General features: G+C 48.9%; 11 protein-coding genes. 2 read left to right on the top strand and 9 right to left on the bottom strand.

Features of this window, described 5'->3' with window-relative positions:
* Positions 1-36 precede the first annotated feature (36 nt).
* The 9 genes from LI015_RS00930 to LI015_RS00890 form a co-directional block, all read right to left on the bottom strand.
* Entirely contained in the window at positions 37-1,284 is a 1,248-nt protein-coding gene (locus LI015_RS00930; RefSeq protein ID WP_227123753.1) for an NRAMP family divalent metal transporter, read from the bottom strand.
* Between the two features lie 23 nt (positions 1,285-1,307).
* Positions 1,308-2,375 carry a dihydrodipicolinate synthase family protein gene (locus LI015_RS00925; protein WP_227123752.1) on the bottom strand — a complete coding sequence of 356 codons (1,068 nt, stop codon included), beginning with the start codon at positions 2,373-2,375 and terminating at the stop codon, positions 1,308-1,310.
* Position 2,376: 1 nt separating this feature from the next.
* Complete coding sequence (locus LI015_RS00920; RefSeq protein WP_227123750.1) at positions 2,377-3,393, bottom strand: NAD-dependent epimerase/dehydratase family protein; 1,017 nt, start codon at positions 3,391-3,393, stop codon at positions 2,377-2,379.
* Between the two features lie 198 nt (positions 3,394-3,591).
* Positions 3,592-4,293: a TetR/AcrR family transcriptional regulator gene (locus LI015_RS00915; RefSeq protein WP_227123748.1), complete on the bottom strand. Its 702-nt coding sequence runs from the start codon at positions 4,291-4,293 to the stop codon at positions 3,592-3,594.
* 100 nt (positions 4,294-4,393) lie between these two features.
* Positions 4,394-5,713 (bottom strand): MFS transporter, encoded by a 1,320-nt coding sequence (locus tag LI015_RS00910; protein WP_227123746.1) that lies wholly within the window; start codon positions 5,711-5,713, stop codon positions 4,394-4,396.
* A 15-nt stretch (positions 5,714-5,728) separates the two neighbouring features.
* Positions 5,729-6,634: a phosphate acyltransferase gene (locus LI015_RS00905; protein WP_227123744.1), complete on the bottom strand. Its 906-nt coding sequence runs from the start codon at positions 6,632-6,634 to the stop codon at positions 5,729-5,731.
* A 49-nt stretch (positions 6,635-6,683) separates the two neighbouring features.
* A complete protein-coding gene (gene nhaC / locus LI015_RS00900; protein WP_021895186.1) occupies positions 6,684-8,135 on the bottom strand; it encodes a Na+/H+ antiporter NhaC in 1,452 nt (483 codons plus the stop codon).
* A 23-nt stretch (positions 8,136-8,158) separates the two neighbouring features.
* Complete coding sequence (buk, locus tag LI015_RS00895) at positions 8,159-9,220, bottom strand: butyrate kinase (RefSeq protein ID WP_002567897.1); 1,062 nt, start codon at positions 9,218-9,220, stop codon at positions 8,159-8,161.
* Positions 9,221-9,461: 241 nt separating this feature from the next.
* Positions 9,462-10,226 (bottom strand): IclR family transcriptional regulator, encoded by a 765-nt coding sequence (locus tag LI015_RS00890; protein ID WP_002571764.1) that lies wholly within the window; start codon positions 10,224-10,226, stop codon positions 9,462-9,464.
* A 259-nt stretch (positions 10,227-10,485) separates the two neighbouring features.
* Here LI015_RS00890 and LI015_RS00885 point away from each other — a divergent pair, with 259 nt between their 5' ends.
* Both LI015_RS00885 and LI015_RS00880 read left to right on the top strand, forming a co-directional pair.
* On the top strand, positions 10,486-10,704 hold the full coding sequence (locus LI015_RS00885; protein WP_002571763.1) for a 4Fe-4S binding protein: 219 nt from the start codon (positions 10,486-10,488) through the stop codon (positions 10,702-10,704).
* Between the two features lie 3 nt (positions 10,705-10,707).
* The gene (locus LI015_RS00880) at positions 10,708-11,769 is read left to right on the top strand and encodes a 3-methyl-2-oxobutanoate dehydrogenase subunit VorB (RefSeq protein ID WP_002567900.1); all 1,062 of its coding nucleotides are present in this window, start codon (positions 10,708-10,710) and stop codon (positions 11,767-11,769) included.

The following is an 11,769-nucleotide window of genomic DNA, read 5'->3' as shown; positions in this document are numbered from 1 at the left end:
CGGTTGGTATTCAATGGGAAAAGTCATGCGGGACTGCTACAAAGCGATTCCATTCCACAATAATATCTGGTTGACGGACAGGAATACCACCCATAAAACCGCTACCCATCCAATTACTGTGGTCACCTTACTATTTTTATGTTTTCCCAATACACTCTCTTTACTGCTCAAAAGCATCAACATCACGGTTACCAGAGGCGCTCCGATAATGGTAGCTCCCTGAGCCATGATTGTCAGCTGAATGGGATTGGAGCCAAATATCAGTCCCACGCATGCTCCCAGGGCAATGATGATGCTTGAGAACATCTTTACCCAGAAATCATTGATGGTTTTTCCTAATTTCAGTGAGTCTGCAAGGAACGTTCCCCCAATAACCGCATTTGCTATCACAGAAGAGAATACGGCCGCAAAAAATCCAAGCAGAAAGAGCCCGTTTGCAAATTCTCCCAGTAAAGGTTTCAGCAGTGCCGCGATGGATAGAACACTGGTAATCTCCGCTCCTTTTGGCAGGATGGTGGCTGCGGTTATCAGTATGATAGCTGTAATACATGACAAAATGATAATTCCGGCCGTGGAATCCCGTCCTGCCTTATCATAATTATCCATGGTCCACCCCTTCCCCTGAACCAGATAACTTTGGCAGGCAGCTCCCGCTATACTGAAGGTAGTTGCAGACATTGACACGATAATCTGCCATCCGCTTACCTTGCCCGGGATAAATCCCAAGGCCAATTCACCGTAATGAATCCGGCCAAAAAAGAATACAATATTACCGGCAAAGCAAACAAGCATGATGAGTACCATCACTGTCATTATTTTTTCCAGGAGCTGATAAAAACTGCTGGATCTCCAAATCAATACCATGATTATCAAAAAGCTGACAATAATCCACACTTTTATTCCCATAAACGGAAACAATGCGTTTAACGCAACCCCTGTGTTAATGTTATTCCCGGCTTGAAATCCTGTACAAATCAAGGAACAGCACAGTCCAAACAAAACTGCCATGCCTCTTGAATAATTGTCCTCAATATGTCCCAGCATACTCTTCTCGCTCACACAGCCGATTTTAGCCGCTATCTTTGTAAAAGTTATCATAAATACAGCCGCCAGCGCCAATACCCACAGATATGAATATCCAGCCGATGCCCCTGCCTTGGATGCTGTTATGATGCTTCCCGCGCCAAATACCGTTGCTGCTATGATGAGCCCTGGACCCAGGGATGATATCAGCTGCCTCAGCCAGCCCCCTTCTCGGTCCGTTTTCTTATCTCTGTTCCCCATACCATATTCTCCCTTCTGCCTGCTTATATATCAAGGCCCCATCTATCCAAATTGCCTGCAACAAATATATCATCATTCCATTGGGGGTACATCCTGTATATCCGGTTGATTTCCTCTATCTGTTCCTGAGATATGGTCTCCTTTGGATCCAGACACAATGTGTTTTTAAAGATCCCTTGTCTCCTAAGTATCTCATGGAGTCCGGGGATACATCCTCCAAACTCATGAGCCGCATCAAAAAATGCTCCGTTAATATCCGTTAGCTCCGCTGCCTGCGTTAATAAATCTGCGGGGATGCAGTCCTGTCCCTGTATATGCTTAACCTTTTCAAACAGCTCAACTGCTTTTTTCGTCCATACGCACCAGTGTCCCAGCAATCCTCCCCTAAAACCAATGTTCCGTTCAACTCCATCCACGGTAAAGCGGTAGGGCGTTAAGAGGTCCACAAGCAGATTATCGTCATTACCGGTGTAAAGCGCGATTTTCTCTTCCCGTCCTGAGAAAGCAACGGCGCGCATCACATCAACCGTAGAATACCGGTTAAAGGAAGCACACTTTATGGCTACTACATTGGGAATCCTGCAAATGTTTTCCCAATACCTGTATGTAAACCGCCTGCCCCCCACTGCTGTTTGAAGATAAAAACCAATGACGGGCATGATTTCAGCCACAGCCTTTGTGCGTTCCAGAAGTTCCTCCTCTGTCAAATGCCCTAAGCCGCCAGGGCTTAAGAGTACTGCATCGTAACCCATCCTTTTTGCCAGAACAGCCTCGCTCACAGCCTGGTCTGTCTCACCGCATACCCCGCTTATTTTTACAATGGTCTTTTTATGCTTCTCTTCAAAACGTCCTATTTCCTCTGAGACAAGCTGGAGTATACGCTCCAGGAACCGGTGCTCCGGATTTCTGATTGCAAACTGGGTGCTGTGCACTGCTGTTGCGATGCCGCCCACTCCTGCGTCCAGATAATAGTGAATCAGAATCTTCTGGGTTTTTTCATCCATGCTGCGGTCCTCCTTCAAGGCCAGAGGCGTGGCTGGTATGAATGTTCCTTTTGAAAGAATCTTTAATGCTTCTTCATGTCTGTTCAATTTAATAGCTCCCCCCTCTCTCCTCAAAATGCGTGGGCAGTCCAAGGTTTCTGCCTCCATCCGCCACCCATTCTGCCTGCCAGCGTATCAACGTGTCTGCCGGAACAGCAGGATATCCGAATTGTTCCATTGCCTGCGATGCGTTGTTCAGATAAGCGTCATTGCCTTCTTCCCCCTCAAATATTGGTTCCCTGCCCAAAAATCCACCTATTTTCTCAGCCGCTTTTCTTACAGAAATCACCTCTGGACCCGTGACATTCATTATCTTTGGGGGATTGGATGCATGAAGAAGGCCTCTCACCCCAATCTCAGCAGCACTACCCTGCCAGATGCAGTTAAAGCAAGGGGTAGTTACAGAAATGGGAGTTTGGTTCATAATCTTATCAGCAATATCAGCCAGTACCCCATATCTTAAATCCACCGCAAAATTTAATCTGTACATAAATACCTTGGTACCGTAACGGCTGGAGTAATATTCAAAAGTACGCTCTCTTGCAAGACAGCTCTGGGCATATTCCCCCACCGGAGCCACCTTATCCTTTTCCGTACATCCGCCGGATGCCAATGGCACCATAGGATAAATATTACCGGATGAAAATACCACAATCCTTGATTTTTTATATTTCTCCCCTACAAATGCAGGCAATACGGAATTAACTCCCCAGGTCATCCATTCCTGTCCGTCCGTACCGAATTTTCTCCCTGCCATGTAAATAACATTCGGGACTTCCGGAAGATTTTCTAATTGTTTCAAATCCTGTAAATCCGCCTGGATCATTTCCACATGATTTTCTTCCAGATATTTTCTTACCTCAGGATCATGGAAACGTGATACGGCGATCACCTTCTTATGAATGCCTGCCCTCTCCATGGCCTTGCTGGCCAAAACACAGATTGTGTGTCCCATTTTCCCGCCAGCTCCCAAAACCAAAATATCGCCATCAATCCGTTTCATATCCTCCACCATTGCCAGTGTTGGTTCTGTCAATACATCATTCAGCTTTTTCTCTGTCCACATATGCTTGCTCCTTTCCATCCGGATATTCCTATACCCGCTTCTGTCACAATGACAGCATCCTTTTGCCTGTATTTTGCTTATATTTAATACAGGTGCTATGCCATACCCCTTCAAACCTTAGTTTACATTTTTTCGCCCCCTCCTTTTATATATAACTAGTTAGTTAGTTTTTATATAAAAACATAAGCCGAAACCGGCTCAGTCTTTTTTTATATAAGAAACAACCATCTTGGTTACCTGCTTGATTCGTCTTTCAATCTCATCATTCTTATCCAAATCTTTTTTTAAAATCTGTTTTAAGGTCCAGCGGTTGGAAAAATAGTTAAAGCTGCATGCAATCAATGTCTGGAATATATCTTCTTCACATACCTGTTCCGAAATTTCCCCTGCTTTTTTCCCTTCCTCCATTATCTTTCCCAATTCCAATCGGATGGGGTTTTTTACATCCCCCAGCTCCTTTTCCTGGAAATAATATCCGTAATTCAGGTTTTCCCACATGACCATCCTGACATAGGAAGGATTATCGCGAAGGAAATAAAAATAAGTCCTCACCAGATCCGTTATCTCAGATATACAGTTCTTCTGATTACATATGACCAAATCTTCACTGTCTCCCAACCTGTCGTAAACATTTTTAAGAACTGTTTTATACAGTTCCTCTTTATTTCCAAAATACTGGTAAATCATACCTTTATTAATCTTTGCCTTGGCAGCAATCTCGTCTACCCGCGCTCCATATATTCCCTTTTCGGAAAATTCCTCTTCTGCTGCCTTTAATATGGCCTGCTTTGTCTGGGTGGATTTTATCTCTTGTTTCGTCATGAATTCCTCTTTCTCAAAAACTAACTGGTTGGTTATATTATATAAAAGAATGGCAGCAATGTCAATACATTGATTCAAACATATTACGCAACCTCCCCCGCTTCCCATCCCCCACATAAAAATGAGCCGCCCACAATCCCTCGGCAGCTCATCCTTTCTTTTCTTTCTAACAATTCCCTCACTGCGCCTGAGCAGCCTCAGTTCCGCCTTCCACCGGAACCAGGCCCGTAGCCACATATTTCTTCTTATATACAACAGTAGCCACGCCATTGATGACTCCGACCACCATAATCGCGATGATGTAAATAAAAATCCTTGTATATCCGGCGTTGCCGCAGGTGTCCAGCCAATGGCCGTACATGGCTGCCTGAAACAGATCCGGGCAGAATCCGATGGCGCAGACAACGCCGGCAGTGGACGCCGCATAGCGCCTGGGTATTTTCACCTCAGACGGCACCGCAAACATGGCGCCTCTTGCAATATGTACCATAAAACCAATCACCAATGTCATAACAGTCAGAAGGACTGACGGCACCCCTGCGGGCATGAACATGAAAATCAGGGTGATGACGGCGCCGCAGGCCAGAACAGTGGCTATGACCGATGACACGGAATGAATACGGTCCCCCATATATCCGCCCAGAGGCGCTCCCACAATACGGATTCCATACGTCCTGATGATGGCGATGGCCCCGGATCCCACCACGGTTGCCCCCAGCACATTTGTGAAATACGGGGTAAAGTATGACAGTGTCTGGTATGTGGAATATGTGGCAAATACCGCTATGCCCGCAAACCATGTTCGGGGATCCTTAAACACTCCCGCCCATTCCTTTATGGACAGCTTGGTCTCCTGACCGCTGTCCCCTCCGTCCTGGCCTTTCCCTGCCTTTTCAGGGTCAGGCAGCAGGAACACCAGGGCAATGGTTGCAATAAGCCCGACTGCCCCGTAGCTTATGATAACCGCCTTTAATCCTGCCACGCCTCCCATGGCTCCCACTGCCACCTTGGCATAGAGGCCCAGGGCAATAAAATTGATAATAACGCTTGCCAGGCCGCAGGCTGACTCCGTAAATCCGAATATGGTGCCCTGGCTTTCCTCATCTCCCACCAGACGCACCAGCTTTGTATGTGCCGGAAAATAAAGGATTAATCCCGCAACAGCCAGGCCCGCCCAGATAAAGATGGCAAAGGTGTAGCTCATATTCATGGCCAGGAGAAAATTCAAGGCGCAGGTGATGAACATTCCCAGAAGATAGACCTTTTTTGTGTTAAATTTATCGCTTAACGCGCCTCCAAAGGGCGCCAGCAGATTTCCGATTCCGAAAATGGCAATCAGGAAGCCCAGCTGCGTATTGGTGGCGTGAAGGGCGCCTGCAAGATCATCATAAAATACATACTGTACAAAGGGTGTGGCATACACAACCGCAAATGCCAGACCCATAAAAAATACGATTAAAAGCTGTTTACCGGTGATTGAGACCTTTGAATTAGACATAATAACCCCTCCTGTTTATTTACCTGATTGGGCTGCCAGGCAGGCCAATGCAATGGAATTCAGTTTGATTTCTGCTGTGTCGGAACGCGACCCCAGGATAACGGGGTTGGAAGCTCCCAGCACGATACCGCCCCATGGGCTGCGGCAGAGATGTATCCATGACTTGCCCATGATATTGCCCGCCTCTATGTTGGGGAATATGACCAGATCCACATCCCCTGTAATCCTGCTGTTGATTTTCTTGTGGGCCGCTGCCTTTGGGTCAAATGCAACGTCAAATGCAATGGGACCTTCTATGATGCATGGAAGAAATCCCTCTTCCTTTTTAACCGCCTCTACCAGACCGGCCGCATCCGTGGTGGAAACCACCTTGGGGTCCACCATCTCGTTGGCCGTGAGCACCGCCACCTTGGGATTCTGTATTCCCATATTTCGGACCGCGTACAGAAGGTTCTTAAGTATATCCTTCTTCTGCTCCAGGTTCGGGGCCACATTGATACCGCTGTCAGAACAGAACAGCAGCTTGTGATAGCCCGGCGCCTCGTAGACAGCCATCATGGACAGCAGCCGTCCGGTACGAAGCCCCCATTCCCTGTTGAGGATTCCCCTCATATAGACGCTGGTATTGACAAGCCCCTTCATCAGTACCTGGGCGCTGCCGTCGTGCACGGCCCTGACCGCCCGCTCCACTGCCTCCTCCTCCGTGCCGGCCTGAAGGATTTCCAGAGGCTTAAGCCCTATGCGGCCGCAGAGTTCCTCTATCCTTTCCCGGTCTCCTGTCAGCACGGGTTTTATAAATCCCTGGTCCGCTGCTGCTTTTACCGATAAAAGCACTTCCTGGTCAGCCGCCTGGGCCACGCTTACCACCAAAGGCTCTGATGACCTGACCCGCTCCTGTAATTCTGCAAAATTCTTTATCATGGTTTATTTCTCCTCAATATATATTATCTTAATTGGCCGGCCCTAATCATCAGCTTAATTTATGGCTGTGAATCAATCTATGGCACAGGCTCTTTTTCTCTTCCGCGCCAACCTTCAGCACATAGATGCCGAACATGGCCAGGACAATGGATAAAACAGGGTTTACATAATTCAATACTGCATATTTCCAGTACTGGGACACGCCCACCCCAAGGGTGGAGAGGATAAATACGCCGCTGGTGGACCAGGGAATAAATACCTGGGTCAATGTGCCACCTTCTTCCAGCAGCCGCGAGAGCATTTCCGGACGCAGTCCCCTTTCCCTGAATGCTTCCTTATATAAACTGCCGTTTACCACGATGGAGAGGAATACCTCCCCCATGGTAAGGGTGCCGAAGGTCGTGCTGGCTATGACCACCGGCACCATCATCCTGTCGCTCCTGACCCGTTTAATAATAACCTTCACGATTTGGGGAAGATACCCCACATGCTCCATAACACCCCCGAATGATATGGCGATACAGGACAGGGAAAATGTATACATCATACTCTGTATTCCGCCCCTCAGCAGCAGCTTATCCACCAGCTCCACACCGGTGGATTCCGCATAACCGTAATTGAGTCCGGCCACCACCTCCCTCATGGGACAGCCCTGATAGAACACTGCCACCAATACAGCCAGGACCGTGCCGATGGCCATACTGGGAACTGCGGGATATTTCATCAGGTTCAGAATCAGAAGCACCGCCATAGGCATCAGCACCAGGGGGCTTATGTGAAACCGGCCGCCGATGGTATCCAGAAACAGGTTTACAGTATCCATGCTGAAATTCCCTCCGTGATAGGATAATCCCAATACTGTAAATACTGCCAGAGTAATGATATAGGAAGGAAAGGTAGTCTTCCACATAGCCCCAATATGGGCATACAGCGTGGTTCCCGCTGCTGCGGGGGCCAGGTTGGTGCTGTCTGATATGGATGACATCTTATCCCCGAAAAATGCCCCTGATATAACCATGCCTGCGGTGAGAGGCGCAGGTATCCCCATACCTGCCCCAATTCCCATCATAGCCAGTCCCATGGTGCCCACGGTTCCCCAGGACGTGCCGATGGATATGGACGTAAGACTGCACAAAAGCAGGCCTATGGGAAGGAAATAATCAGGGATAATATATTGCAGTCCGTAGTAAATAAGGGCCGGCACGGTTCCTGAAAATATCAGCGAACTGATTATGATACCGATAAATATAAATATGATCATGGCTGCCAGGGCCTGGCCCAGGGATTTCTTCATACAGTCCACCAGGTCCATGAAGCTGTAGCCCAAAGGCACCGAAGCAATGCACACCACGGCCAGGGCGCAAAGCAGCACAATATGTATGTCATAATCAAGCAGCACAACCCCCAGCAGTAAAACCGCAATGGCTGCCCCAAACACCAGGAAGGACATGACGGCCCCCGGCTGTCTCTTTTCTTTGTGGTCCTCGCTCAATGAATCCACCCTCTTCCTCTCATATGGCCAAATCACTCATATTCCCTGGGTTCTTCTTCCCCCTTAAGCACCCTCAGCGCCCCAAGGGCCAGGGCTGTCATTTCGAATTCCCCTGCCACCACTTCCACCGGCGCAAGGAATCCCACCATACGCCTGATTTCATCTGTCACATACCGGGAATGGGCTATGCCTCCTGTCAGTACAATGCAGTCCACCTTTCCTTCAAAGACAGCCGCATACGAACATATCTCCTTTGCCACCATGTACACAAACGCTTCATAGACCAGCTTTGCCGTCTCGTCCCCAAGTCCCATCCGGCGTTCCACCTCACCGGCATCTTTTGTGCCCAGGTAGTCATACATGCCGCCGGTGCTGCTGATTTTGGCCACCATCTCTTCACGGGTGTATTTTCCGGAATAGCACAGCTCCACCAGGGGGTAGGTAGGAAGTCCGCCGCTCCGCTCCGGAGAAAAGGGACCGTTGGTCCTTCCTCCGCTTCCGTCTATCATCTGGCCGTTTTTGTGGGCCACCACGGAGTTTCCGGAACCCAGATGGGCTATGATCAGACTGCTCTCCTCATACTTCTTTCCGATACGCTCCGCTGCCCATCTGGCCACAGCTTTATGGTTCAGCGCATGAAACCAGCTGGGACGCTCCAGGTCGGAAATGCCTGATATCCTGGCCTTCGGCATCAGCTCATCCACCGAAACAGGGTCCACCACAAAAGACGGCACCCCAATCTGGTCTCCGATGCTTCTGGCCAGGGCCGCTCCCAGGTTAGAAGGATGCTCTCCGTGGACCGCATGTTCCAAATCCTCCAGCATCCTCTCATTCACCCGGTAGGTGCCGCCCGGTATGGGATTCATAAGCCCTCCCCGCCCAGCCACTCCGGACAGCTCATGTATATCCACGCCTTCTTCCTCAAGCGTTTTAAGGATCAGCCCCTTCCTGTAACCGAACTGGTCAAATACATGGCTGAACCCGCTTAACTCCTCCTGGGTGTGAATAATGTTCTTTTTGAGCACCTGTTCCTCATCCTCAAATACAGCGATTTTTGTGGATGTCCCTCCAGGATTGATGATTAATAGTTTCATTGAAAATTACCCCTCTTTCCGTCTGGTGGTTTAAATGTTGTTCTATTGTACGGAACACCGTTCTGTAAAAGAGGTAAAAAAGAAAGGAAACTCAATCCGTTCCTTTCCCCTTCCTGTATCAAATCACATACAGCAATGGTTATAGACAGCATAATAGCATAGCTTTCATGTGTTGTCAAATATTTTTTGTGCAATTTATCTTTTCCCCTCTGCCGCGCCTGGCAGGCAGACGTAAATATCCCTAAAAATTCCCAGATATATCCCTGGCGGTATTGCAGACAGCCTCAATCCTGTCCTCTAAATCCGAGGAGTTCATACGGCTGGTGGGGCCGGAAAGACTGATGGCCGCAACAGCCTTTTTATTGCGGTCAAGGATAGGGGCTCCTATGCAGGTAAGGCCCATCTCCTGCTCCTCATGGTCCATGGCGTAACCCCTGCGCCGCACCTTGTCGATTTCCTCCTTCAAATCCTCATAGGAAAGAATGGTGTTTACCGTATATCGGGTCAGCTCCCGTTCCTCATAGGGTGCCCAGTCTATATTATCGCTAAAGGCCAGAAGGCATTTTCCAACCGCAGAGCAATGGCACTCACTGAGGGAGCCTACCGGCGGGTTCACGGTCAAAAGCTGCTGGTCGCTCATCTCCTTCAGTATAATGACACTGTGGTATACATCGCCGGGATTATGCTCTAATATGGACACGTTCACCACCTCATGGTATTTCTGGTGCAGCCTGCGGGCATAAGGCCGTATAACCTCCTGGATTCCCATTTTATTCTCCACGCTCTTTCCCAGCACAAACAGCTGGCTTCCCAGCCAGTACTTCTCTGTCTCCGGGTTCCTGCTCACAAATCCTCTGGCTTCCAGAGTGGATAAGGTGCGGAACACCGTACTCTTGTAAACCCCCATATCAGAAGCAATCTGGGTTATACCCACTTCCCTGCCCTGCTTATTTAAATAAATTAACAGTTCCAATGCCCGGTCCAATGCCTGGATCGTATCAGCCATCCTTTGTTTCCTCCTATATTCCAGTTACATTCCGTATCCTGTATGTATCCAAACCATCTGATAATAATTAAAAACCATTTTTTTAACGATGTCAAGGATAAACGGTGTTTGTGCACTATTCATATATTTGGGCTTTTATTTTTGTCTAAATAGCAAATAGTCTCCTACTTGACAATTAAAATGCAGCAGATGTATAATTCCATTTAACGGAACAACGTTCTATACAGCAGAACACAAAATATTGACAGGAGGATTAATTATGAAGGTCACGGTAAATAAAGACCGCTGCAAGGAATGTGGATTATGCATCCACCACTGTCCGAGAAAGGCTATCAGCAAATGTGATGTCCTGAATGCCAACGGTTACTATCCGGTCCAGGTGGACGACGAGGCGTGTATTGCCTGCGGAATGTGCTACATCACATGTCCGGACGGCGTATTCCACGTATCAGCAAATATAGAAGGGGAGGTTAAATGATTCATGGCAGAGATGATGAAAGGCAATGAAGCCATTGCAGAGGCAGCCGTCAGGGCTGGAGTTAAATTCTATGCAGGTTATCCCATTACACCGTCCAGCGAGATTATGGAATATTTATCCTGGCGTCTCCCGGAAGTGGGCGGCAGTTTTGTGCAGGCGGAAAGCGAGCTGGCAGGCATCAACATGGTAATCGGCGCAGCCGCGTCCGGAGTCAGGGCCCTGACCGCTTCCTCCGGCCCAGGCATATCCCTGAAACAGGAAGGCGTATCCACCCTGTCCGACGAGGGCCTGTCCGCGGTGGTCATAACCCAGGTCAGATACGGCAACGGGCTGGGCACCCTGCTGTCCGCCCAGTGTGATTACAACCGTGAGACAAGAGGCGGCGGCCACGGCGATTACCGCTGTCTGGTATTTGCCCCTGCTTCGGTCCAGGAATTCGTGGACCTGATGCGCCCGGCTTATGAGCTGGCTGAAAAGTACCGCGTGGTATCCGTCATGATGGGCGAAGCCACCCTGGGCCAGATGATGGAGCCGGTAACCCTTCCCGATTTCGTGGAGGCAGAGCGCACCCCATGGGCGTTAAACGGCCATTATACATACAAAAAAATCGGTATCTTTGAGCGGGACTCCATGAAGGAAGCCGTGGAGCTGGTAGACAAATATAACACTATCAGGGAAAATGAGCAGCGGTGGGAAGATGAGGGACTGGAGGATGCGGACTATGTATTCGTGTCATACGGAGTTCCGGGCCGCAGCACCCTTGGCGCTGTCCGCGAGCTGAGGGCCCAGGGAGAAAAAGTGGGAATCATCCGCCCCATCACGGTCTGGCCTTTCCCGGAAAAAGCATTTTACAAAATCAATCCCAACGTAAAGGGAATCATCACCGTGGAGGCCAATGCTACGGGCCAGCTGGTGGATGACGCTGCCCTCTACACGAAAAAGGCGTTAAAGGAGCGCAATGTGCCGGCCTACGCCCTTACCTATGTGTTTGGCACGCCAACCATCCGCAATATCAAAAAAGACTATTTTGAAGTAAAATCAGGCAGCAAAAAGGAGGTATATTAA

The organism is Enterocloster sp. 210928-DFI.2.20, from assembly GCF_020554465.1.
Classification (GTDB): Bacteria; Bacillota; Clostridia; order Lachnospirales; family Lachnospiraceae; genus Enterocloster; species Enterocloster bolteae.
The sequence above is the reverse complement of the archived record's forward strand: the minus strand, read 5'-3'. Positions and strand labels throughout refer to the sequence as shown.

Excerpts from the sequence above, each read along its gene's own strand:
- LI015_RS00920 (WP_227123750.1), bottom strand. The coding sequence starts at position 3,393 with ATGTGGACAGAGAAAAAGCTGAATGATGTATTGACAGAACCAACACTG.
- LI015_RS00885 (WP_002571763.1), top strand. The coding sequence starts at position 10,486 with ATGAAGGTCACGGTAAATAAAGACCGCTGCAAGGAATGTGGATTATGC.
- LI015_RS00910 (WP_227123746.1), bottom strand. The coding sequence starts at position 5,713 with ATGTCTAATTCAAAGGTCTCAATCACCGGTAAACAGCTTTTAATCGTA.
- LI015_RS00930 (WP_227123753.1), bottom strand. The coding sequence starts at position 1,284 with ATGGGGAACAGAGATAAGAAAACGGACCGAGAAGGGGGCTGGCTGAGG.
- LI015_RS00880 (WP_002567900.1), top strand. The coding sequence starts at position 10,708 with ATGGCAGAGATGATGAAAGGCAATGAAGCCATTGCAGAGGCAGCCGTC.
- LI015_RS00890 (WP_002571764.1), bottom strand. The coding sequence starts at position 10,226 with ATGGCTGATACGATCCAGGCATTGGACCGGGCATTGGAACTGTTAATT.
- LI015_RS00905 (WP_227123744.1), bottom strand. The coding sequence starts at position 6,634 with ATGATAAAGAATTTTGCAGAATTACAGGAGCGGGTCAGGTCATCAGAG.
- buk (WP_002567897.1), bottom strand. The coding sequence starts at position 9,220 with ATGAAACTATTAATCATCAATCCTGGAGGGACATCCACAAAAATCGCT.